We start from the raw sequence: 24,358 nt of genomic DNA on the forward strand, positions 1-24,358 counted from the left end.
GGGGGAAGCCGCCGGTCAGGGGCGGGCAGCTGGTGATCGAGACGGTTGTCCGGCTGAATCGGTAGATCGTCGGCGACTGGCCGCAGGTTCGGGTCCCCGGCATGGCACCAGACAGATGGGAATCGTTGCGGGCTGTGGTCACCGGATGGTCGTCCGCGTGGCGCTGACCTGTGCATTGTGCCGTGGTGAGGGGGGGAGGGCGGTCTCGGCTGGTGTCGGTCGACGCGGTGATGGGCCGGTGAAGTGTCACCGAGCGGAGGAGGACCGGAACCAGGTGGATCTCCATCTCGTCCACCTGCCCGGCTCGGAGATGTGCCTGGGCCCCGCCCCATGGATCATGACCGGCCGGTCCCCTGAGGCTGCGCGAGCCTGACGGGCGCAGTCCTCGTCGTCGGTGACGAAACGCGCGTGGCCGGGTGGTACGTCCCCGTCATCCACCTGGTGGGTGAGGACGAAGATCGGCACGCCGTCGTGGTGATCGCCCTGTCAGCGCCCGGCGAGTTCGAAGGTCCGACGGCCGGAGATCACCGCGCCGGTCGCCGGCGCTTCGCGGTAGACCTGGCGGCTCGGACCGTCGGACTCCCGGCCGTCCGGCCAGTTGAAGAGCCGTCCACCGTCGCGTCCGAGCTCCTGCCCTGGCCGATCGTCCGGGCCGGCGGGCAGCAGCAGCCCGAAGACCTCCGGCAGTCCTGAGTGCAGGAAGAGGGGAGGTGTAGGGGGGGTAGGGGGTGTCCAGCGGGAGTCGCTCGGAAATACGCTCACGAGGAATACCAGTCGGATTCTGTCCGAATTCCCCGGGCGACACAGTGCTGTGTGATCACCGCTGCCTGGTGCCCGATGGCAGCGGACGTCGAGAGGAGTTCTCCGCATGTGTAAAGCACAGCCGAATGTGGTTCTTCGAGGCTGTCCCTTGCCCTACCTCGCTGAGGACGAGCGTATCCGTCACGTGCCACATCGGGGTGAGCATCTTAAATTCTATGCGGGTAACCGCTACAAGCATTTCGTGCCGGCCTCAGAATGGGAGATCCACGGGGGCGTGTCCCTGCGCGTCCTCGACTGGGCAGGAGCCACAAAGCCCGCCGATTAAGAGCGGTCGGTGCGCAGGCGGCGGCCCGATTGTTGCGAGCCGACCCGGGTCGCCCGGAGTGCTGTCAGTTGTTGTGACCAGAGAGGCCAGAATGTCCGCCACCGATACGTGGATACGGCGCTTCCTTCCAGCCCCCGACGCCGCCGTGCAGCTGATCTGTCTGCCGCACGCGGGTGGTTCGGCGTCCTTCTTCCTCCCGATGGCTCGGGCATTGAACCCCCGGGTCGAGGTGCTCGCCGTCCAGTCCCAGGCCGCCAGGACCGGCGTCACGAATCCATGATTGACAACATCGGCGATCTCGCGGACTGCGTGAGCCAGGTCGTACAGGACGTGGTGAACTGCCCCTTCGCCCTGTTCGGACACAGCATGGGCGCGACCCTTGCGTTCGAGGTGGCCGTCCGGCTGGAGCAGGCCGGGCGGGTCGCCGAGCGGGTGTTCGTCTCGGGGCGCCGCGCGCCGTCATGCCACCATGACGAGGGGGTGCACAAGCTCGACGACGCCGGAGTCATTGCCGAGTTGCGACGACTCAGCGGCACTGATCAGCGCGTCTTCGGTGATGAAGAACTGATGCGCATCGTGCTTCCGGCCATCAGGAACGACTACCGCGCGGCGGAGACCTACGTGTGTTCCTCGGACCACCGGCTCCGTAGCCCCATCACGAGTCTGACCGGTACCGACGACCCCAAAGCCGGCTACGACGAGGTATACGCGTGGAGGTGGCACACTCAAGGGGACTTCGAGCTGAAGCTCTACCCAGGCGGGCACTTCTACATCCTTGACCACTCCGCGGACGTCATCCACGCCGTCAGTCAGCGTCTGGCAGTGCCCGATGCCGCCCAGCAATCAGCGGGGACGGAAGGCCGTCCTCACCGTTCCATGAAACTCGGATCCCCGAGCCGGACGGAGACAGCCAGATCCGGACCTTCTCGGTTACATCACCGCTTCGGAACGCACGTTGAGCGATCGCGAGCCGTACCGGTTGGCCTCATGGATGGGACGACCGGGAGTGCCGCTCGGACGGCCTGCGGCGGCGACAGTACCTCTCCTGCGACAAGACGGGCAGTTCGGAGGCCTTTACGGGGCTACCGGCGCACTACAAGACGGTCCGGGCCCGCATGATTTCGTATCGAACCAGCAACTTGGAGGAAAAATGGTTGACTCGTGGAGTTTTGCGGTCGGAGATTACTACGACCAAGTCAATGAATTGCTGCCTGCCATGTTCACGGAGAATATCCACTTCGGGTATTGGCCGGATCCGTCCAGTAGCGCCTCACATGCCGACGCCGGCGAGTGGATGACCGAGCAGCTCTTCGAGCGGCTCGATGTGAGCGCTCGAGACAAGGTGCTGGACGTGGGGTGTGGTGTCGGTAAGCCCACGATGTGGCTGGCTCGGAGGTCCGGCGCCATCGTGAAGGGTGTCAACATCAGCCGTAAGCAGCTTGACATCGCGAATGCGAGCGTACGGTCCGAAGGGCTGCAGGACCAGGTCAGCTTCGAGGTCGCTGATGCCATGAACCTCCCATACCCTGACGACTCCTTTGACCGGGTCTGGGCATTGGAATCGATGGTTCATATGCCCGACCGTGGCCAGGTCTTGCGCGAAATAGCGCGTGTCCTGCGGCCCGGTGGGCGCCTGGCGATCGCTGACCCCGCGCTGCGCGGAACGCTCAACGACCGGGAGATGGACGTGGTAGAACGGTGGGGCGCTTTCAGCATGGTGCGTTCGGTGGAGCACATCGAAAACTACCCCGCACTCGTGAACGAGGCCGGGCTTGAGCTTGTGGAACTCGCCGATGTGAGCGAGCAGACGCGTCCAACCGGTGCGGCACTTCTGCCGGCCTTTGACGCTGTGCTGCAGTCGGTTGGCGAAGATACCGGTATCGTCGAAGCAAAGAAGAGCTGGGCTGAGCTGTTTGAACTGTCCCAGTTCGGCTACGTCTTGGTCGCCGCGCGTAAGCCCTGATGGGCGATATCGCGCGTGGCGCGCCCGGATTCACATTCTCTGCTTCTGAGTTTCCGCTTCGGGGTGACGTCGCGACGGTGTCTGTGAAACCGTGGCTGCGCGGCCACTGCGCCCTCACGGTGAACCCTGCTGCCTGGCGACAGTGGTGCTCAGCGATGGCTCTCTGTGAGCCGGCTGTTTTGCGGCAACAAGCACATTTCCCCTGTGGTTATGCGTGATCGCTGAGGGGTCCGTTTTTTGTCGAGGGCGAGGTGCGTGCAGCCAGTGACACGTAAGCAGCAAGAACGCTCGGTGATCACGTGTCAGAACATCCTGCGGGCGGCAGCCGAGGTCTCTGACGAGGCCCGTTACAGCGGCGCCAGAATCAGCAAGATCCAAGATCAGCGCCTGATCGACCTCACCTTCCGCTTCGCCAAAGAGCTGCAGAACAACGTCCTCTTCCGCGCCGGCGTCCGGCTCGCCGTCGAACAAGGCGAACTCGACATCAACAAAGACGACACCGCCTACCAGGAGTGGGTCGAGCAGTTCCACACCCTGTGGCGCTATCTGCTGCCGTCCCTGGCCACCGAAGAAGCCCGCACGCGCCAATCCGCCCCATCGGGCGCCGCCGCATGACACGGATCGCCCTTATCGGCGCCACCGGCTTCGTCGGCTCCGCCGTCCTCAATGATCTTCTACGCCACACGGAGCCCGCGCACCATGCCCCGCTGCGCATCCGTATCCTGGGCCGTCGGCCAACACCCCAGACATCTCAGCAACTGACCTGGCAACACGCCGATCTCGCCGAACCCGCCACACTGCACCGCGCCTGCCAGGACATGGACATCCTGCTCCACCTCGCTCCCCACATCGGACCGGACGAGGACACCTGCCGCAGCATCAACGACATCGGCACCAAGGCACTCATGGCCGAAGCCGCACGAGCAGGCGTGCGCCGCATCATCCACCTGTCCACCTCCGCCGTCTACGGGCCCGGCCCCCACGACGGCATCGACGTCGACGCCGTCACACCTGCGCCCCACTCCCCGGCCAGCCGCACCCGTCTCGCCGGCGAGCGCCACGCCCTGGCCGCCGACGCCACCGTGCTGCGCCCCGGACTGATCACCGGACGCGGAGACCGCTGGGTCGTACCCGCCCTCCACGAGCTGCGAACCCGCATCCCCTACCAATGGGACAGCGGCCGAGCCCGGCTTTCCCTCGTCGACGTCGACGATCTGGCCCGGCTCATCCGACGCCTCGCCACCGCACAGGACACGCCGCGAGGGATCCATCACGCCAGCCATCCCCGACCCGTACACAACGCCGACCTGATGGCCGTGCTCGAAGAGCGCGGCGACGTGCCGCCCGCACACGGCGACCTGCCCTGGCCGGACTGCATCAGCGAGTTGCGGCGTGTACCGGGCAAGGTCAGTGAGCGGCAGTTCGCCCTCCTGGCCCAGGATCACTGGTATCGCAGCGACGCCGTGTGGATGGCCAGCCGCACCGACCCAGGCCCGGGACCGGTGGCCCGGCTGGCCGAAGCATTCCGCCAACGCCCAGGTAGGCAGGGCGCCACAGGGGCCGGCCAGCGGGCTTGAGCACGGATCTACGGCAAGCCGCCGCGGCGCGGCCGGGCAGCCGTCTGCCGATCAGGTCGGGGCGTTCGCAGCTGCGTCCGCCCCACCCTCGGCCATCCCCTGTCTCCACGCCGAGCGTGCCCTCGAGGGCACGCTCGCCGTGGAGACGGTCAGGCCCGTTTCCCCCGTGCCGGCCATTACGGTGAGGTGATATCGCCCAGCGTCGGCGCCCACACCCGCAGCAGCGCCTAGCAGCGCCGCCTGCACGCTCGCGGCCGCCCCCTCACCGGACGGGCTACTGCGCAGCAGGAGGTTGCGCACCAGCACCTGGCCCGCGGCAGGACGGCGCAGCGGGACCCGCGCCGTCGCGAAGTGCTCGGGCTGCTCTCCGCGCCCGGATGCGCGGCCGGCCTGATCTCCCGCTGGACGGCGGGCAGCGTACGGGGCGCCGTCATCCCCCGAACTCCGGCCGGAGCACCGTCAGTGCGGCGGCGAACAGGCTGAGGTACAACCAGGCCAGATAGCCCATCGCCGGACCCGGCGGCCAGGTCGGCGTGCGCAGTGACGCGAACCGCTCCCCGCCGACCCACAGGAACCCCAGCGCGGTCAGCGGCAGCCAGCCCGCCAGCAGCGCCGGACCGTCCTGCTCCCAGGGCTGGACTACCGCGAGCGCCAGCCCGACCCCAGCCAGCGCGCAGCCCACGGTCAGCGCGATCGAGCCGCGCAGCCCGACGGCGTTGGAGTAGAGAGTGGCCCCGGGGAGCACCCGGGCGCCGGTCTTGCGGGCGAACTCGAAGTGCATGAAGACTGCCGCGCACAGCAGCGCCCCCACCACCGCGTCCGCCCCCGGACCGGTGCCGGTCGCCTCGCGGAACGACAGCCAGACGTGCACGCTGAGCATCGCCTGCACCGGATAGCTCACCAGCAGGTTGACGAAGATCCGGTCCCGTACGGTCGCCGACCAGCGCTCCAGCAGCACCAGGAAGCAGACGTAGCCGAGGACCAGCAGCAGCCAGCCCACCAGCAGGGGCGAGCGCCAGCCGGTGAGGGCCAGCTCAGCGACGACGATCAGCGCCATCGCGATCCGCAGCTCCCGCACATCGATCGCGCCGCGCGGCAGCGGTCGGCCGGGGTTGTGGACGCGGTCGTACTCCAGGTCCTTCTGCTCGTCGACAACCCGGATGAACAGCAGCGCCAGATAGACGGTGGCGATCTCGGCGAGGAGGGAGCCGCCGAGCCGCCAGTCGGCCTCCGGCGCGAGCAGCGCCAGGGTGCTCTGGAGGGCGAGGACCCACAGGACGGCGTAGGTGATGTAGATCCGGGCGGGCGCCCGCTCAGCGGAGAAGACGCGCAGCCGCCGGGCGCTGCGGGCGGCCGAGCGGGGCTCGTCGGCCACAGGGCGGGAGGAGCCGGTCACGGAAGATGTCATGCTTCGTCCTCCTCCAGGATCTTCACGGTGCCGGCCGCGCCGTCGATCTCCACGCGTGCGCCGTCGGGGATCCGGGTGGTCGCCTGCGGCAGAGCCACGATGGTCGGGATGCCGAACTTGCGCCCGGAGATCGCCGTGTGCGACAGCAGGGTGCCGCGCTCGACGACGATGCCCCGCGACGACAGCATCAGAAACAGCCATCCGGGGTCGGTCTCGCGGGCGATCAGGACCATGTCGTCGGTGGGCTCGCCGAAGTCGTGCGGGTCGACGACCACCCGGGCGGTGCCGCGTACGACGCCGCCGCTGGAGCCGAGGCCGTACAGCGTGCCGGACGCATCCGTCTCCCGGTCCTGGCCCGGCAGCCCGTCCCGTACCGGTCCCATCGTCACGAAGTCCGTGGGCAACTCGGCGCCCCGGGCGGCGAATTCGGCCCGGCGTACGGCGGCCAGGCCCCGCAGGTCCTCGGTGAGCGCGGTGCCGTCGTAGGTGCCGAGGATCTCCTCCTCGGTCAAGTGCACCACGTCCTCGGCCTTCTCCAGCAGCCCGCGCGCGGCCAGGTCGACGCCCAGCCGGCGGTACACCTGGCGGCCGAAGCCGTACAGCTCGCTGCGCCGGTAGCGGGTGTTCTCCCGCATGTTGATGTACCGGCGCTGCCCGGCCAGCACCGCGCGCAGCGCCGCGCGGCGCAGCGGCCGCCCGCCGAGCAGTTCGGCCAGCTGCTTCTCGCCCGACTGCCGGGCCTCGGCCTCGCGCTCGCGCAGCAGGGCTCGGGTGAGATCGCCGCGCGCGTACTCGGCGGCCGTGCGCAGGAGTTGGGCGGGCTGGTCCCGGGGGACCGGCACCTCCAGCTTCAGCTCTTGCAGGCCCCGGTCGCCGTGGAGGTGGGCGTGGGTGCGTATCCGCTCGGCCAGGTCGGCCCCGTAGGCGCCGTCGTCGATCTCGTCCCACACCTCCTCGGCGGACTTCACGGCGAGCACGTCCAGGACACCCGGGGTGGCCCGGAGGCGTTCGGCGATGTCGACGAGCGACATCAGTATGACGACGCTGCGGTTCTCCTCGCCGCCGCACAGCAGATCGCTGTGCAGGCCCGGGTCGGCCTGCGGCACCCAGCGCTCCAGCATTCTCATCGCCACCGTCTCGTGCAGTTGGAGCAGGAGGTCGTTGACCAGCGTGATGCCCCAGCGGCTACCGGCCTCCTTCCACAGCGACCGCATCAGCTGGGCCAGTTGCAGTGGGTCGGCGCTCTTCGCGGCCTCCCGGTGCTCGGCGATGACCCGCTGCCACCAGGTCTCGAAGGCGTTCACGGCCACACCGTGCGTCAGCAGCCGCCAGGTCAGCCGCAGCAGGGCCGCGGCCGTCGAGGGCAGCAGGGCGGGGTCGGTCAGCGGCGGGGTGGGGCGGACGTGAGTGACGGACGGCGACATGCCCATCATCCGCTCGAAGCTGCCCCGCCACAGCGGAAAGGTCCGGCTCAGCCCGTGCAGGGTGTACCAGACGCTCAGCGAGTAGTAGACCCGGCCGCGCAACAGGCCGATCATGCCGCGCAGTTCGCCCTCGTGCCGGTCGAGGACTTTACGGGGGACGCCGAGCAAGCGGTAGAAGTCGTGGAAGTCCTCGCGGTAGAAGCGCTGGGCGAAGGAATAGGTCAGCGCGGTGGTGACGTCCGGGTAGGACTCGGTGATGTTGGCGTTGCTCCACAGCCGCTGCCGGTCCAGCTCCAGCACCACCGGGCGGGCCTGGAGGATGTGCAGGCGGCCGTCCGCGGCGAAGGTGCCCTCGATGTCCTGGGGGCAGCCGAAGAGCTTCTCGATGCGGTCGCCGACCGCCACGACCTGCCGTATCTGCTCGTCCGTCAGGGCGGGGACATCCCACAGCTCCTCGGGCGCCGCCATCGTGCGCGGGCCGTCGGCGAGCCGCTCCGGGTTCTCCTCCATCAGCTGGGTCTTGTGCGCGAGCACAGACCGGATCGTGTCGCCGCGCCGGCCGACGAAGTAGTGGTCGACCGGCACCTTCTCCTGGACGACGCCCTCGCCGATGCCGAGCCCGGCCGCGACCACCCTGTCCCGGGCACCGGTCAGCGGGTCGCAGGTGAACAGCACGAAGGAGCGCCGGCCGAACTCCATGCGCTGTACGCCGACGGCCACCTCGAAACCGTGCTGGGTGCCGCTCCGGGCGGCCCGGTACAGCAGCGCCTGCGTGCCGAATCCGGAGGCCCAGCACTGCCGTATCTTGTCCAGGAGATGGTCGCGGGTGACGTACAGGAAGCTGTCGCTGATCCCGGCGAACGCGTCGTGCGCCGAGTCCTCCCCGGCGTCCGTGCCGGACCCGACGACCGACGAGCGCACCGAGACCACCGCGTCGGGCCCGAAGACCTCGTCGAAGGCGTCGTACACCTGCCGTTCGACCGCCGTCGGGACGGGTGCGCGCAGGACCATCTCCCGCAGCATGGACGCCTTCTTCTCCAGGGCGTCGGGGTCCTCGATGTCGAGGTCGGTGAGCACGGCGTCCAGTTCGGCGCGCACCGGGCGCAGCACCTGGGTGAACAGGGCGGCGGACAGACAGAAGAAGCGGGGGACCGGCAGGCCGGCCGCCGCCATCCGTGCCTGCCGGGCGAACTTCGGGCCGACGTCCGCCTCGTTCAGCAGCGCCCGCCCGCGCAGGACCGGCCGCCTCCTGGCCTTCGAAGGGGGTGTCGGGATGCGCAGTGCGCGGAGGAGGTTCATCGGACCTTTCACCAAACCCAGGGGATGACACGGCGGTGGGTCGCCGCATAGTCGGAGTAGCCGGGAAGCGTCAGCAGGGTCCGCTCCTCGACGAGGATGCGCACGACCAGCGTCGTGAGCAGGACCATCAGGGCGGCGACGCTGTAGGTGTTGAGGAAGAACAGCACGAAGACGATGTGGGAGACGGCCATCCCGAGATAGGCGGGGTGGCGCACCCACCGGTAGGGGCCGGTCCGGACGACCTGGTGGTCGCCGAGCACCCGGACCCGGTGCGAGTAGAACCGCCCGAGCGTGTGGATCCCCCACAGCCGGAAGCCGACCGCCGCCGCGAAGAGCACGGGTAACGCCGGCATCCACGGGTGGTACGTCCGGTCATCGGCCACCGGCAGGCAGGCCCCGATGAGGGTGGCCGCGCGGGCGGTGGCGTACACGTAGACCGTGCCGCGGTCGGTGGCCGTCTCCGTCGACGTCGAGCTGCGGACGGTCGTCCAAGCCTCCAGCAGCAGCCACAGCAGATGCATGCCGGCGAGGGCCACCGCCACCCGCTGCCACGGGGCGGAGAAGTCGAGCAGGCCACGGACTACGGCGGTGCCGATCGCGGCCAAGCAGATACCGAGCATGAAAAGGGGATATTTACGAAGTAACCACTGCATGAAAGCCTCCAGGAGACGGTGGTCAGCCGACCGATGGGCGTGCGGCCGGCTGACGGCTGGAAGAGGGCGCCGCCACCCCGCTGAGGGCCGGCTGCGCCGCCCTGTCCTCGGCCTCCCGGTGGAGTTCGGCCAGGGCGCGCGTCGTCTCCCGGATGGTGTCGGCCTCGATCCGGTCGGCCCGCTCCTCGTCCATCACCGTCACGTCCATCGAGCCCGAGGCGGCCAGTGTTCCCGCCTGGATCAGATCGCACCGGCATCGGAACCGGAGCTGGGTCGGGCCCTTGCGGCGGAGGTCCTCCACCGCGCACTCCAGCTGGGTCGGCAGCGGCAGCAGGAACTTGTGGAACTTCGTCTCAAGGGAGTTGAGGAGGAACCGGGACCGGCCGGACGACGCCAGCAGATACCTTTCTCCCACGGCGAGCGTGACTTGCCGCACCGCCTCCGTGATCAACATGCCCGTGATATGGGAGCCGGTGCTGTGGTCCAGGACCAGCTCCTGCCGGTCGGAAATCCGCAGCGTGGCCCGGAACAGGTCGTCCTCGACCCGGTGCAGCCCGGCGATCAGGACGTTGTCCGGATTGCGCTTGTGCACCTCGTCGTAGGGCAGCGGCACCGGCAACGGCGCGTCCGCCAGCATCGACTCCGGCAGCCCACGCCGGCGCAGCGTGGCGCGGATCATCTCCCGCTCGTACGCCTCGACCCCCTGACCCGGCACGACCACCGGCAGCGGGCCGGACAGCGGCTCCCCGTCGAGTAAGCCGCCCAACTGCGACAAAGCGACCAGATTCGAGCACTCCGACCTGCTGGACAGGTTGTCGCCCGCGACGAAAATCAATTTTCCGGACATGGATCCCTGCCTTCACCTTTCGATGTCATCTGTCTGCTTCACCACACTTCGGCAACGATTCACACGGCTAAAACGGCATGAGGCGGTTTGAAGCTCCTTCCGCGAGGCGACGTCGAGGGGCCACACATGACGTAGGTCCCGCGCCGGCGCCGCGAGCCTCTGCACCATGTCCGCAACCGGGCATTCCGAAAGGCGATTCCAAGGAAGGGTCAATTCGGTTTCAGGCAATGGCCCCGGCCGGCGAGCAGGCAACAAGCAGAGGATGGGAATCCGGTCGTGTTGCGTATGATGCCGCCCATCGCGGCTTGCGGGCGGAAACCAAGACGTGTCCCGGCTGGGGCAGTTCGAACAGCTCGGCCCAGGTCTTCTTACGCTCCGACAACACCGGCGACGCCATCTTCAGACTTTGCCGAAGGGGCCACCAGGGTAAGGGAATTCACGGCGTCGGCAAGTCGTCGGCCAGGCAGGCGAATCACTTGGGACGATCTGCCCGATACTCGAAGCGAGTCGAACAACATCATTCCCTTCGAATCTTGCCGGCTCGATACGTAATGACACCCTCAAGGAATCTCCCCGATCGCTATTCGGGGACTCAAGTCTGTTCGGCACCTTGCTGGTAGGGCAACCCCTAACTGCATCATTACCCCCTGCGGCTGCCACTGAGGCCATGGCGACGAGGAAGGCGTGGGCGAGCAGGGCCGGAGTGCCGTGCAGGAACCACCGCGGATGCCGGCGGACCGGCCAAGCCGTCGGCCCCAGGGCAGGCCGCGCACACGCTCCAGCCCCAGCCGACCGCGCACAGCGTCAGCGACGCCGTGCGACACGACCAGCTTGATCAAGCCCACACGGATCCGCACGGACCTGGGCCCTCACCGCCTCCTCCTGCACCCCACCGGCACAGCAGCCCGCGCACGCGGCAGGAGAGCGTCTCCGCAGGTGATCACAACCCTCGGTGACCAGACCGAACGCCCGCCGTCGGCAGTACGCCGCTGAGTGGCTGAACCGGCGGCTCGACGAATCCGCCTTCGTCGTCGAACTCCTTGTGGGTGACGAAGGTTTCCGCCGCACCCGGATCTCCTTGGAAAAACAATAGGGGGGCCGCAAGGGGGGGGAAGGGGTTGAAAGGAGGGGGAATCCGGAAGTAGCTTGAGTTCGCTGCGCAGATCTGGAGGCCGGGCGGAATGGGTGTAGCTGAATGACTGGTTCGAGTGAATTCGCGTCCGAAGCGGTAATCGGTCAGGATGCCATAGCCATTATCGGTATTTCTTGCCGGCTGCCACGAGCGGCCAACCCTCGGGAGTTCTGGGAACTCCTGCGGAATGGCGAGAGCGGTATTACTGAGGTGCCGCCCGAGCGGTGGGACGCGGCCTCTCTCTTCGACAGGGAGGCGTCCACGCCCGGGACGGTGAATACCCTTCGGGGCGGGTTCATCGACGGCGTCGACCAGTTCGACCCCGGCTTCTTCGGGATATCGTCCCGGGAAGCGGTCTCCATGGATCCACAGCAACGGCTGGTCCTGGAGCTGAGCTGGGAGGCGCTGGAGGACGCAAGAATCGTCCCGGAGCGCCTTCGCCACACCGCTACGGGTGTCTTCGTCGGCGCGATCTGGGACGACTATGCGTCCTTGATGAGTGCGCGTGGCCGAGAAGCGGTGACCCACCACACGGTGACGGGGACGCACCGCAGCATCATCGCCAACCGGGTGTCGTACGCCTTCGGTCTGCAGGGGCCGAGCCTGGTGGTGGACTCCGGGCAATCGTCGTCACTGGTCTCCGTCCATCTGGCCTGCGAGAGCCTGCGCCGGGGGGAGTCCACGCTCGCGCTGGCAGGCGGGGTGAATCTCAACCTCGTTCCGGAGAGCACCATCGGCATGGCGAAGTTCGGCGGACTCTCCCCCGATGGCCGCTGCTTCACCTTCGACGCCCGGGCCAACGGCTATGTGCGGGGTGAGGGCGGCGGTGTGGTCGTCCTCAAGCCACTGGCGACTGCGATCGCGGACCAGGATCCGATCTACTGTGTCATCCGTGGCAGCGCCGTCAACAACGACGGTCCCGGTGAGAACCTGACCACGCCAAGCGCCCAGGCGCAGGAGGCCGTGCTGCGCGACGCGTACCGGCGTGCCGGCGTGGACCCGGCCGATGTCCAATACGTCGAACTGCACGGAACCGGGACCCCTGTCGGAGACCCGGTCGAAGCCGAGGCACTCGCCGCGGTGGTCGGGAGCGCCCGTTCCGCGGGCGACCCCCTGCGGGTGGGATCGGCGAAGACCAACATCGGCCACCTGGAGGCCGCCGCCGGCGTCGCAGGCTTGCTCAAGGTCGTGTTGTCCATCAGGCACCGGGAACTCCCGGCCAGTCTCAACTTCGCCACGGCCAATCCGCGCATTCCGCTGGACGCGCTGAATCTGCGGGTGCACGACAATCTCACGCCGTGGCCGTCTGCTGACCGGCCGTTGACCGCCGGTCTGAGCGCGTTCGGAATGGGCGGTACCAACGCTCATGTCGTAGTCGAAGAACCTCCCGTGGCAGCGAGGCGGACTTCCGCTCCCGAGGACACGCCGAAGGACCGAGAGGGCCCGCTGCCGTGGCTGCTGTCGGGTAGGTCGGCGCCGGCGGTGCGGGATCAGGCAGCGCGGTTGCTGTCGCATCTGGAGGGCGGGGCCGGTTTCCGTCCTGTGGATGTCGGCTGGTCCTTGGCCACGGCGCGTTCGGCGTTCTCTCATCGTGCTGTTGTCGTTGCCGACGGTGGCGGTTACCGCCAGGCGCTCAGCGCGCTGGCGGCGGGCTCTGTGGACGCCGGGGTGGTCGAGGGCGTCGCCGACCTCGAAGGCAAGACGGTGTTCGTCTTTCCTGGTCAGGGGTCGCAGTGGGCGGGCATGGCGGTGGAGCTCCTGGAGAGTTCGGAGGTCTTCGCCGGACACATGGCTGCCTGTGCGCAGGCTCTGGAGCCGTTCGTGGACTGGTCTTTGGACGACGTCCTGCGCGAAGCGGAAGGCGCCGCGTCGCTGGAGCGTGTGGATGTGGTCCAGCCGGTGCTGTGGGCGGTCATGGTCTCCCTCGCGGAACTGTGGCGGGCCCATGGCGTGGAACCGGACGCGGTGCTGGGTCATTCGCAGGGTGAGATCGCCGCGGCGTGTGTGGCGGGAGCCCTGAGCCTGGAGGACGCGGCACGGGTGGTGGCGCTGCGCAGCCGCGCGATCGCCGATCTTCTTGCCGGGCGGGGCGGGATGGTGTCGGTGGGGGCGTCCCGTGAGGAGGCCGTGGCTTTGATCGGTCCCTGGGAGGGGCGGGTCTCGGTCGCCGCGGTCAATGGTCCGCGGTCGGTGGTGGTGGCGGGGAATCCTGATGCGCTCGATGAGCTGGTCGCGGCTTGTGAGGCGGGCGGGACGAGGGTTCGTCGTGTTCCGGTGGACTATGCCTCGCACACACATCACGTCGAAGCAATCCATGAACGGCTCCTGGCCGACCTCGCCGTGATCCGCCCGCGTGCCGCACGCGTTCCCGTGCTGTCCACGGTCACCGGCACCTGGCTGGACACCACCACGATGGACGCCGAGTACTGGTACCAGAACCTGCGCCAGACCGTGGAGTTCGAAGCAGCCACCCGCACCCTCCTGGATGAAGGGCATCGTTTCTTCGTCGAGGTCAGCCCGCACCCGGTGGTCACCACGGCGATCGAGGAGACGTTCGACGCCACGGACACTTCCGCTGTCGCCGTCGGGAGCCTTCGGCGTGGCCGTGGACACCTTCGGCGTTTCCAACTCGCTCTTGCCGAACTCGTCACCCGTGGCCTCACCCCACACTGGCACGCCCTCTATCCCGACGCGCGCCACACGGACCTCCCCACCTACCCCTTCCAACGCGAGCGCTACTGGATCAGCGGTTCCTCTGCGCGGGAGGAGCCGCCGGTCCCGCAGCCGGACCCGGCGACCGAGCAAGCGCCCGGCCGGGCTGCGGACCAGGCCGTCGCCCGTGGCGGCCACGGGCCGACGGACCTGCTGGCTCTGGTGCGCGCCCACGCGGCCGTCGTGCTCGGTGAGGCGACGCCGGACAGTGTCGATCCGAAACTGACCTTCAAGCAGCTCGGCTTCGACTCGGTCATGTCCGTCGAGCTCCGGAACCGGCTGAGTTCCGCCACCGGCTCATCCCTGCCAAGCACGGTGCTGTTCAACCACCCAACGCCGCAACGGCTCGCCCGTCATCTGTCGGCCGAGGCGGACGGCCCAATGGAAGGCGCGCACGACGCGGCGCCGACGGGCGCCGCCGATGAGCCGATCGCCATCGTGGGCATGGGGTGCAGGTACCCCGGAGAAGTCGCCTCGCCGGAGGACTTGTGGCGGCTGGTGACAGCCGGGGGCGACGCGATCTCCGGTTTCCCTGCGGACCGTGGCTGGGACGTAGAGGCCATCTACGACCCGGACCAGCAGCGGCCCGGCACCAGCAGCACCCGTGAGGGCGGGTTTCTGTACGAGGCCGGTGCCTTCGACGCCGGGTTCTTCGGCATCAGCCCGCGCGAGGCGTCCGCCATGGACCCGCAGCAGCGCCTGCTGCTGGAGACCTCCTGGGAGGCTGTGGAACGGGCAGGCATCGACCCGCTGTCTCTGCAGGGTAGCAAGGCCGGGGTCTTCGTCGGGGCCATGGCCCAGGAGTATGGGCCGCGCCTCGATGAGGGTGCGGACGGCTATGAGGGCTTTCTGCTGACCGGGAGCCTGACGAGCGTACTGTCCGGGAGGCTGGCCTACAGCCTGGGGCTGGAGGGGCCCGCAGTCACCGTGGACACGGCGTGCTCGTCATCGCTGGTCTCCGTACACATGGCCGCCCAGGCTCTCCGGCAGGGGCAGTGCTCCCTCGCGCTGGCCGGCGGTGTCACCGTCATGTCCAGCCCCGGAATATTCCTGGAGTTCAGCAGGCAGAGCGGACTGGCGCCGGACGGGCGCTGCAAGGCGTTCGCCGCCGGAGCGGACGGCACCGGCTGGGCCGAAGGCGTCGGCATGCTGGTGCTGGAGCGGCTCTCCGACGCTCGGCGCAACGGACATCCGGTGCTGGCGGTGGTACGGGGTTCGGCGATCAACCAGGACGGTGCCTCGAACGGCCTGACGGCACCGAACGGGCTCGCGCAGGAGCGGGTGATTCGTGAGGCCCTGGCGGACGCAGGGCTGTCTGCCGCCGACGTCGACCTGGTCGAGGCCCACGGCACTGGTACCACCTTGGGCGATCCGATCGAGGCTCAGGCGTTGATCGCGACCTACGGGCAGGAGCGTCCGGCGGACCGTCCGCTGTGGCTGGGTTCGCTGAAGTCCAACATCGGCCACACACAGTCCGCGGCCGGAGTGGGCGGAGTCATCAAGGCGGTGATGGCGGTCCGGCACGCGACCATGCCGCAGACCCTGCATGTCGACGCGCCGTCACCGCACGTGGACTGGTCGTCCGGCGAGGTCCGGCTGCTCACCGAGGCAGTTCCGTGGCCCGAGGCCGACCACCCTCGCAGGGCGGCGGTCTCGTCCTTCGGGATCAGCGGCACCAACGCTCACGTCGTCATCGAGGAGCCCCCGGCGGAGGTGACCGCGGTCGCGGGGCCGTCACCCACGGCGCCGGACGAGGCCGTGCCGGCTCCGGGGCAGCCGGTGCCCTGGCTGCTGTCGGGCAAGTCACGGGAAGCGGTGCGCGAGCAGGCGGCGCGGCTGCGGTCGCACCTGGCCGACCGGCCCGGCGCCGGTCTCGCCGACATCGGGTGGTCCCTGGTGTCGACCCGGTCGGCGTTCGAGCACCGTACGGTCGTGCTCGCGGCGGACCACGAGCAGTTCAGTCAGGCGCTGGCCGCGGTCGCGGCGGGTTCGGCGGACACCGGGGTGGTCGAGGGCGTTGCCGACATCGACGGCGAGACCGTCTTCGTCTTCCCTGGCCAGGGCTCGCAGTGGGTCGGCATGGCCGGGGAACTCCTGGCCTCCTCCGAGGTGTTCGCCGCCCGGATGGCCGACTGTGAGCAGGCTTTGGTCCCGTTCGTGGACTGGTCGTTGCGGGCCGTCCTCCAGAGGGCCGAGGGCGCCCCGTCGATGGACCGTGTGGATGTGGTCCAGCCGGTGCTGTGGGCGATCATGGTGTCGCTTGCCGACCTGTGGCGTGCTCATGGCGTTGAGCCTTCGGCCGTGGTGGGACACTCGCAGGGTGAGATCGCGGCCGCTTGCGTGGCTGGTGGGCTGACGCTGGAAGACGGCGCGCGGGTGGTGTCGCTGCGGAGTCGGGCCATCTCCGATGTGCTCGCCGGACACGGCGGCATGCTGTCGGTCGCCGCTGCCCGGGAACAGGCCGAGGAGTGGCTGCGCGCCTGGGAAGGCAGGATCTCGCTCGCCACCGTCAACGGGGCCGAATCCGTCGTGGTCGCCGGCGATACCGACGCGCTGGGGGAGTTCCGCGAGTGGTTGCGGACCCGAGAGGTCCGCAGCCGCACTCTGCCGGTCGACTACGCCTCTCACTCAGCACACGTGGAGATGATCCACCAGCGGCTGCTGGACGACCTGGCGCCGATCCGCCCGCGTACCGGCCGTATCCCGATGCTGTCATCGGTCACCGGCCAGTGGCTGGACACCGCCGCGATGGACGCCGACTACTGGTTCCAGAACCTGCGCCGGACCGTCGAGTTCGAAGCGGCGACCCGCACCCTGGCCGAAGAGGGACACCGCTTCCTCATCGAGGTGAGCCCGCATCCCGTGCTGGTCGGCGCGATTCAGGAAACCCTGGAAGCCGCCGGAATCCAGGCGGCTGTCGCCGGGTCACTCCGGCGTGATCACGGAGGTCTGCGTCGTTTCCGGCTCTCGCTCGCCGAGCTCGTCGCCCGGGGGCTGACCCCTGACTGGTCCACGCTCTTCCCCGGAGCGAGCCGCACCGACCTCCCCACCTACCCTTTCCAGCACAGTCGGTACTGGATCACCACGTCCGCGGGTTCGCGGAGTGTCCGCGAACCCCTCGACGCCGCGAACTCACGCTTCTGGGAGGCGGTCGACAGCGAGGATCCCCGGGAGCTGGCCGAGCTGCTCAACCTCGACGACGGCGCGTCGCTGGAACTGTTTCTCCCGGCACTGTCCTCGTGGCGGCAACGGCACCGGGTGCGGTCCACGCTGGACGACTGGCGTTACCGGGTGACCTGGCAGCCGCTTCCCGGGGCCGCCGCTCCGGTGACGGCGGCAACCCTCGACGGGGTCTGGCTGGTGGCGGTGCCCCACGAGGACACGTACGTCTCCCAGGTGCTGCGCGGGCTTCGCGACCGCGGCGCGACCGTGATCGTCCTGCGAGCCGACGATCCCCGGCACGACGCGCTCGCCGAGCAGGTCCGAGAGGCTCTCGCCGGAGCGGGCGAGATCACCGGCGTGCTGTCGCTGCTGGCGCTGGACGAGCGGCCGCATCCGGAGCACGCGGCCCTTCCCATGGGCCTGGCGCTCAGTACGGCGCTGGTACGGGCACTGGGGGACGCGGAGGTTCAGGCCCCGTTGTGGTGCGCCACCCGGGGTGCGGTGTCGGTCGGCCGTTCCGACCGTCTGGGCAGTCCCGCGCAGGCCATGGCGTGGGGGCTGGGCCTGGTGGCTGCCCTGGAACATCCGCGGCGCTGGGGCGGCCTGGTCGACCTGCCCGAAACCGTGGACGAGCGGGTGCTGAACCGGCTGGTGGCCGTGGTCTCGGGCGAGGGCATCGCCGGACAGGGAGCCCAGGGCCGGGACGGCGAAAACCCGGGCGGTGAGGACCAGCTCGCGGTGCGGGCCTCGGGACTGTTCGCGCGGAGGCTGTCGCACGCGCCGGTGTCGGGCAGCCGAGAGCGGGACTGGACGCCCCGGGGTACCGTGCTGGTCACCGGAGGTACCGGTGGCGCGGGCGCTCACATGGCTCGCTGGCTGGCCCGCAACGGCGCCGAGCACCTGCTGCTGACCAGCCGTCGGGGCATCGCCGCCGAGGGAGCCGAAGAGCTGGCGGCCGAACTGACGGAAGCCGGCGCCCGGGTCACGATCGCCGCCTGCGACGTGGCGAACCGTGACGCCCTGACCCGGCTGCTCGACGGCGTACCCGACGAACTGCCGCTGACCGCCGTGGTGCATGCCGCCGGTGTGGTCACCACCGCTCCACTGGACAGCACTGGCCCGGAGGAACTGGCCGAGGTGCTGGCGGGCAAGGTGGCCGGCGCGGCGCACCTGGACGACCTGCTCCGCGACCGGAAGCTGGACGCCTTCGTTCTCTTCTCCTCCAACGCCGGCGTGTGGGGCAGCGGCGGGCAGGCAGCCTACGCCGCGGCCAACGCCTACCTGGACGCCCTGGCCCAGCGGCGGTCCTCTCTCGGCCGGACCGCGACCTCGGTGGCCTGGGGCGCCTGGGGCGGGGCCGGGATGGCCGCCGAGGAAGGGTTCAAGGAGCGGCTGCGCCGACGGGGCATCATCGCAATGGACCCGGAGCTGGCCGTCGCGGCACTCGTGCAGGCCGTCGAATTCGGTGAGACGTCGATAGCCGTCGCCGATGTCGACTGGGCACGCTTTGTACCCGGCTTCACATCGAACCGGCCCAGCCCGCTGATCGGTGATCTGCCGGAGGTGCGGGAGGCGCTGCGGGCCGCCGACAGCCGGCCCGCACTCGACCAGAGCGCGCCGGCGCTCGCCACGCGGCTGGCCGGACTGCCCGCGCTCGAACGGGAGCGGATCCTGCTCGACCTGGTGCGGACCGAGGTCGCCGCAGTGCTCGGTCACTCCACGGACGACACCGTCGATGCCCGTCGCTCCTTCCGTGAACTCGGGTTCGACTCGCTGATCGCCGTCGAGTTCCGCGGCCGGTTGAACGCATCGACCGGACTACGGCTGCCCACTGCGGTCGTTTTCGACCACCCCACCCCGGCCCTACTCGTCGGTCATCTGGGGGAGTTGCTCGCCGGAACCCGCGGTGACACCGCCGTGCCCGTGTCGGTGACCACCGCCGGGGACGACGAACCGATCGCCATCGTCGCGATGACCTGCCGGTACCCGGGCGGAGTGCGCACTCCGGAGGACCTGTGGCGGCTGGTGGCCGAGGGCCGGGACGCGACCACGGACTTCCCCACCGACCGTGGCTGGGACATCGAAAGCCTGTATGACCCCGACCCGGACCGGCCCGGCACCTCCTACACCCGGCGGGGCGGCTTCCTCGACGACGCGGCGGCCTTCGATCCGGCGTTCTTCCGGATCTCCCCGCGGGAGGCCCTGGCCATGGATCCGCAGCAGCGGCTGCTCCTCGAAATGTCGTGGGAGACCCTCGAACGGGCGCTCATCGACCCCGCCACGCTGAAGGGCAGCCAGGCCGGGGTGTTCATCGGCACCGCGCACCCCGGCTACGGCGAGGGCATCGACCATGTGTCGCAGGATGTCGAGGGCCAGCAGCTGTTCGGCGGCTCGGCCGCCGTGGCCGCAGGCCGGATCGCCTATATGTTCGGCCTGGAAGGGCCGGCGATGACGGTGGACACCATGTGCTCGTCCTCGCTGGTGGCTCTCCATCTGGCCTGCCAGTCACTGCGCACCGGCGAGTCCTCGATGGCGCTGGCCGGCGGGGTTACCGTCATGGCGCGGCCGACCGCCTTCACCGAGTTCAGCCGGCAGCGGGGACTGTCCCCCGACGGACGGTGCAAGTCCTTCTCCGACGCCGCCGACGGCACCGGCTGGGCCGAGGGCGCCGGCGTACTCCTTCTCGAACGACTGTCCGATGCGCGGCGCAACGGACACCCTGTACTGGCCGTCATCCGCGGCAGTTCCGTCAACCAGGACGGCGCCAGCAACGGCCTCACCGCGCCCAACGGTCCCTCGCAGCAACGCGTCATCCAGCAGGCCCTGGCGAACGCCTCCCTGACGCCCGCCGACATCGACGCCGTCGAGGCCCACGGCACCGGCACCACCCTGGGCGACCCGATCGAGGCCCAGGCGCTGATCGCCACCTACGGGCAGGAGCGTCCGGCGGACCGTCCGCTGTGGCTGGGTTCGCTGAAGTCCAACATCGGCCACGCACAGTCCGCGGCCGGAGTCGGCGGAGTCATCAAGATGGTCCATGCCATCCGGCACGGCCTCCTCCCGCGCACGCTGCACGTGGAGCAGCCCTCCCGCCATGTGGACTGGTCCGCCGCCTCGGTGGAACTGCTCACCGAGGCGATGCCGTGGCCGGACAACAGCCGTCCCCGGCGGGCGGGTGTCTCGGCGTTCGGCGGCAGCGGCACCAACGCCCACATGATCATCGAGCAGGCACCCGCGCCGGACGAGCCCGAGCACACCGACACCACCGGCAGGACCGGCGGCGAGAGCGGCGTCGAACAGGCCAGGCTGCTGCCGTTGGTGCCGTGGGTGCTGTCCGCGCGGAGCGACGCCGCGCTGCGGGCACAGGCACGAAACCTGCGCGCCCATGCCGCCGCCGAGGCGGGCGGCATACACGACATCGGGTGGTCGCTGGCGACCACCCGGACCACCCTGGACCACCGGGCCGTGGTCGTGGCCGAGGAATCTGAAGGATTCCTCACCGCGCTCGACGCACTGGCCGAGGGCCGTACCGCCCCCGGTCTGGTCCAGGGAACGGCCGGAACGGGAGTGCGGTCGGCGTTCCTGTTCTCCGGCCAGGGCTCGCAAAGGCTCGGCATGGGGCGGGAGCTGTACGGCATCTTCCCCGTGTTCGCCGAGGCCCTGGACGAGGTGTGCGCCCATCTCGACCGGCATCTGGACCGGCCTCTTCTTCAGGTGCTGTTCGCGGAGGAGGACTCCGACGACGCGTCGCTGCTCGACCAGACCGCCTTCACCCAGGCCGCGTTGTTCGCCGTCGAGGTGGCGCTGTTCCGCCTCGTCGAGTCCTGGGGGCTGCGGCCCGACTTCCTCATCGGGCATTCCGTGGGCGAAGTCGTGGCCGCCCACGTCTCCGGCGTGCTGTCCCTCGCCGACGCCGCGACTCTGGTGGCCGCCCGCGGTCGACTGATGCAGGCGTTGCCCTCCGGCGGAGCGATGGTGGGCCTGCAGGCGAACGAGGAGGAAGTGCGGCTGTCCCTGGCGGGACTTGAGGACGTTGTCGGCGTGGCCGCCCTCAACGGTCCGACCTCGACCGTGATCTCCGGCGATGAGGAGGCCGTCCTCGCGATGGCCGCGCACTGGCGCGCGCAGGGCCGCAAGACGCGCCGCCTCAAGGTGAGCCACGCCTTCCACTCGCCCCGTATGGAACCCATGTTGGACCGGTTCCGCGCCGTACTCGAAACGCTTTCCTTCGCCGAGCCTGCCATTCCCGTGGTCTCCAATGTGACGGGCCACCCCGCCGAACAGGGCGAACTGTGTGCTGCGGACTACTGGGTGCGCCACGTCCGGCAGGAGGTTCGCTTCCATGACGGCATCCGCGCCCTGGAGTCCGAAGGCGTCACCGCGTTCCTGGAGTTGGGGCCCGACGGCACCCTCTCCGCAATGGTCAGCGACTGCCTGGAGACCCCCGGCCCGGTGCTCGCGGCACCGGTTCTGCGACGTGGCCGCAGTGATCCGTCCGCCGCGTTGACGGCACTGGCCGAAGCGCACGGACACGGACTGCCGGTGGACTGGGCGTCGCTCTTCGCAGGCTTGTCCGTGCGGACCGTCGAGCTGCCGACGTACCCGTTCCAGCGGGAGAACTTCTGGCTGGATTCCGTTACGGGCAGCAGCGTCATGAGGACGGCCGGACTGGCGTCCCCCGGCCATCCGCTGCTGAGCGCCATGACGACGGTGGCCGGCGAGGACGGACTCCTCTTCACCGGCAAGTTGTCGGTACGGACACACCCCTGGCTGGCCGACCACCGGATCACCGGTTCGGTGCTGCTGCCCGGCACCGCGTTCCTCGAACTGGCCGTCCGGGCCGGGGACCAAGCCGGCTGCGGGCGGGTCGAGGACCTGACGCTGCTGGCTCCGCTCGTGCTGCCCGAAGAGGGGAGCATCAGGGTCCAGGTGAAGGTGGGGGAGCCCGGTAGCGCGGGCCGCCGCACGATCGAGGTGTACTCCTCGGACCAGCACTCCTCAGGCCGGGACCACTGGGTCCTCAACGCGAGCGGGATGCTCGCCGACGAACCGGAGGAGGCCCCGCCGGGCCTCACGACCTGGCCCCCCGAAGGCGCCGTCCCCATTCCACTGAACGGCCTCCACGAACGGCTGGCGACACGCGGCTACGGCTACGGCCCGGCCTTCCGCGGGCTGAGCGCCGCGTGGTCACGCGGTGACGAGATCTTCGCCGAAGCGGCGCTCCCCCCGGACCACCGGAAGGAAGCCGCCCGCTACGGCCTCCACCCCGCCCTTCTCGACGCCGCCCTGCACGCCATGGATCTCCGGGAACCCCAACCGGCCGACGACGGCGTCCGGCTTCCGTTCGCCTGGAACGGCGTCTCCCTGCACGCGTCAGGTGCCGAAGCGGTACGGCTGCGCCTCGCGCCGTCCGGCAACGACGCCCTGTCGGTGACCCTCGCCGACGCCACCGGTCGCCCGGTCGCCTCAGCCCGCTCACTGACGCTGCGGGAACTTTCGTCCGATCTGCTGAGCCCGGCGTCCGTCTCGTACCGGGACTCTCTGTTCCACACGACGTGGATATCTGCTCTCGTCGGCCCGGATGCGGAGTCCGGACCGGGGCGAACCCCCGCTGACTGGGCGGTGCTTGGTGCCGATCCGCTCGGTGCGGCCGACGCCCTGAACCGTGCGGCGGCCCCCTGCTCCAGCTATCCGGACCTGGCGGCGCTGATCGCGGCAGTCGACGGCGGAGCCGCGGTACCCAAGGTCGTACTCGCGCCTTTCGCGACGGATCCACTCACGGACGCGGCATCCCTCGCGGACGCTGTGCGGGCCTCGACCGGTCGCGCGCTGGAACTGCTGCAGTCGTGGTTGTCGGACGACCGTTTCGACGGGTCGCGCCTGGTGGTGGTGACGCGTGGTGCGGTGGCGGTTTCGGCCGGGGAGGAGGTGACCGACCTGGTGGGTGCGTCGGTCCGGGGGCTGGTTCTTTCGGCGCTGGCCGAGCACCCTGGCAGGTTCTCGCTGATCGACGTCGATGACTGGGACGAGTCCCGGGCTGTTCTCGGCGCGGCGACCGCGGTTTTCGATGAGCCGCAACTGGCGCTGCGGGGTGGCCGGGTGAAGGTGCCTCGTCTTGGCTCCGTCGCGGTTCCCACCGCCGATGCGCCGGAGATACCCGATACCTGGGGTGCTGACGGTACGGTGTTGATCACCGGCGGGACCGGGACGCTGGGTGGGCTTGTCGCCCGTCACCTGGTCGCCGAGCATGGTGTCCGTCATCTGCTGCTCGCCAGCAGGCGGGGGCCGGAGGCGCCCGGTGCGGCGGAGCTGGCGGCCGAGCTCACCGCTTTGGGCGCGGACGTCACCGTCGTGGCCTGTGACGCGGCCGACCGGGATGCGCTGGCCGGGCTGCTGGACACCGTTCCGGCCGAGCACCCTCTGGCAGGTGTCGTTCACACCGCCGGCGTCCTCGACGACGCCGCCCTCACCTCCCTCACCCCCGAGCGCATCGACACGGTGCTCCGTCCCAAGGTCGACGCCGCACTCAACCTCCACGAGCTGACCGCTCCTCTCGGTCTGACCCACTTCGTGCTCTTCTCCTCCGTCGCCGGAACCCTCGGTACCGCCGGGCAGGGCAACTACGCGGCCGCCAACGCCTTCCTCGACGCACTGGCCCAATACCGGCGGGCCAACGGCCTGAGCGGCCAGTCCCTGGCGTGGGGACTGTGGGCGGAGGCCAGCGGGATGACCGGGCACCTGGACACGGCCGACCTCGCCCGGGTCGCCCGTTCCGGCCTCACCGCGATGTCCACCAGGGACGGACTGGCACTGCTCGACACCGCTCAGCGGGTGGACGAAGCCGTCCTGGTCGCGGCTGCGTTGGACACGAGGACCCTTCATGCCCGGGCCACCGACGGCACTCTGCCGGTGCCGTTCCGCGCGCTCGTGCCCGTGCCCGTGCCGCGTCGATCCGCTGCTGCCCCGGCGGCTCAGGCCGCAGGGCCGGACGGACTCCGCCAGCGGTTGTCGGGGCTGGGCGAGGCGGAGTGCCGGGCGGAGCTGCTGGATCTGGTGCGTGGTCATGCCGCGACGGTGCTGGGTTATGCGGACCC

Annotated in this window: 10 protein-coding genes and 2 pseudogenes; 7 read left to right on the forward strand and 5 right to left on the reverse strand. The window is 69.7% G+C overall.

The window, feature by feature from the left end:
• Nucleotides 1-256: 256 nt before the first annotated feature.
• Nucleotides 257-699 (reverse strand): annotated as a pseudogene (locus tag ACH4SI_RS25855) (dihydrofolate reductase family protein); the annotation flags it as partial.
• Nucleotides 700-868: 169 nt separating this feature from the next.
• Between ACH4SI_RS25855 and ACH4SI_RS25860 the strand changes: the two are divergent.
• The 5 genes and pseudogenes from ACH4SI_RS25860 (at nucleotide 869) to ACH4SI_RS25880 (ending at nucleotide 4,627) form a co-directional block, all read left to right on the forward strand.
• Nucleotides 869-1,087, forward strand: a complete 219-nt coding sequence (locus ACH4SI_RS25860; RefSeq protein WP_398299456.1) for a DUF5988 family protein — start codon at nucleotides 869-871, stop codon at nucleotides 1,085-1,087.
• A 91-nt stretch (nucleotides 1,088-1,178) separates the two neighbouring features.
• Nucleotides 1,179-1,909, forward strand: a pseudogene (locus ACH4SI_RS25865) (thioesterase II family protein); the annotation flags it as partial.
• A gap of 328 nt (nucleotides 1,910-2,237) precedes the next feature.
• Nucleotides 2,238-3,050: a methyltransferase domain-containing protein gene (locus tag ACH4SI_RS25870; RefSeq protein ID WP_398299458.1), complete on the forward strand. Its 813-nt coding sequence runs from the start codon at nucleotides 2,238-2,240 to the stop codon at nucleotides 3,048-3,050.
• Nucleotides 3,051-3,314: 264 nt separating this feature from the next.
• On the forward strand, nucleotides 3,315-3,665 hold the full coding sequence (locus ACH4SI_RS25875) for a hypothetical protein (RefSeq protein WP_398299460.1): 351 nt from the start codon (nucleotides 3,315-3,317) through the stop codon (nucleotides 3,663-3,665).
• Nucleotides 3,662-4,627, forward strand: coding sequence for an NAD-dependent epimerase/dehydratase family protein (locus tag ACH4SI_RS25880; RefSeq protein WP_398299463.1), 966 nt, complete (start codon nucleotides 3,662-3,664; stop codon nucleotides 4,625-4,627). Before ACH4SI_RS25875 ends, ACH4SI_RS25880 begins: the two co-directional genes overlap by 4 nt.
• Nucleotides 4,628-5,057: 430 nt before the next feature.
• Here ACH4SI_RS25880 and ACH4SI_RS25885 read toward each other — a convergent pair whose 3' ends face one another.
• Genes ACH4SI_RS25885 through ACH4SI_RS25900 form a run of 4 tightly spaced genes read right to left on the reverse strand, consistent with a single transcriptional unit; the run spans nucleotide 5,058 to nucleotide 10,258 of the window.
• Nucleotides 5,058-6,035, reverse strand: a complete 978-nt coding sequence (locus ACH4SI_RS25885; RefSeq protein ID WP_398299465.1) for a hypothetical protein — start codon at nucleotides 6,033-6,035, stop codon at nucleotides 5,058-5,060.
• Entirely contained in the window at nucleotides 6,032-8,758 is a 2,727-nt protein-coding gene (locus ACH4SI_RS25890) for a PEP/pyruvate-binding domain-containing protein (RefSeq protein ID WP_398299467.1), read from the reverse strand. Before ACH4SI_RS25890 ends, ACH4SI_RS25885 begins: the two co-directional genes overlap by 4 nt.
• Nucleotides 8,759-8,766: 8 nt before the next feature.
• Nucleotides 8,767-9,378 (reverse strand): methyltransferase family protein, encoded by a 612-nt coding sequence (locus ACH4SI_RS25895; RefSeq protein WP_398299469.1) that lies wholly within the window; start codon nucleotides 9,376-9,378, stop codon nucleotides 8,767-8,769.
• Between the two features lie 55 nt (nucleotides 9,379-9,433).
• Complete coding sequence (locus ACH4SI_RS25900) at nucleotides 9,434-10,258, reverse strand: AfsA-related hotdog domain-containing protein (RefSeq protein WP_398299471.1); 825 nt, start codon at nucleotides 10,256-10,258, stop codon at nucleotides 9,434-9,436.
• Between the two features lie 952 nt (nucleotides 10,259-11,210).
• Between ACH4SI_RS25900 and ACH4SI_RS25905 the strand changes: the two genes are divergently transcribed.
• Together ACH4SI_RS25905 and ACH4SI_RS25910 are read left to right on the forward strand one after the other, a co-directional pair.
• Nucleotides 11,211-11,351, forward strand: coding sequence for a hypothetical protein (locus ACH4SI_RS25905; RefSeq protein WP_398299473.1), 141 nt, complete (start codon nucleotides 11,211-11,213; stop codon nucleotides 11,349-11,351).
• Between the two features lie 102 nt (nucleotides 11,352-11,453).
• Nucleotides 11,454-24,358, forward strand: a 12,905-nt coding sequence (locus tag ACH4SI_RS25910; RefSeq protein ID WP_398299475.1) for a type I polyketide synthase, incomplete at its 3' end; no start/stop codon positions are given.

The sequence above is a fragment of the Streptomyces sp. NPDC021212 genome, assembly GCF_044332925.1.
In the GTDB taxonomy this organism is placed as follows: domain Bacteria; phylum Actinomycetota; class Actinomycetes; order Streptomycetales; family Streptomycetaceae; genus Streptomyces.

Coding starts and splice junctions, on each gene's coding strand:
- ACH4SI_RS25870 (WP_398299458.1), top strand. CDS start 2,238: ATGGTTGACTCGTGGAGTTTTGCGGTCGGAGATTACTACGACCAAGTC.
- ACH4SI_RS25895 (WP_398299469.1), bottom strand. CDS start 9,378: ATGCTCGGTATCTGCTTGGCCGCGATCGGCACCGCCGTAGTCCGTGGC.
- ACH4SI_RS25880 (WP_398299463.1), top strand. CDS start 3,662: ATGACACGGATCGCCCTTATCGGCGCCACCGGCTTCGTCGGCTCCGCC.
- ACH4SI_RS25890 (WP_398299467.1), bottom strand. CDS start 8,758: ATGAACCTCCTCCGCGCACTGCGCATCCCGACACCCCCTTCGAAGGCC.
- ACH4SI_RS25900 (WP_398299471.1), bottom strand. CDS start 10,258: ATGTCCGGAAAATTGATTTTCGTCGCGGGCGACAACCTGTCCAGCAGG.
- ACH4SI_RS25885 (WP_398299465.1), bottom strand. CDS start 6,035: ATGACATCTTCCGTGACCGGCTCCTCCCGCCCTGTGGCCGACGAGCCC.
- ACH4SI_RS25860 (WP_398299456.1), top strand. CDS start 869: ATGTGTAAAGCACAGCCGAATGTGGTTCTTCGAGGCTGTCCCTTGCCC.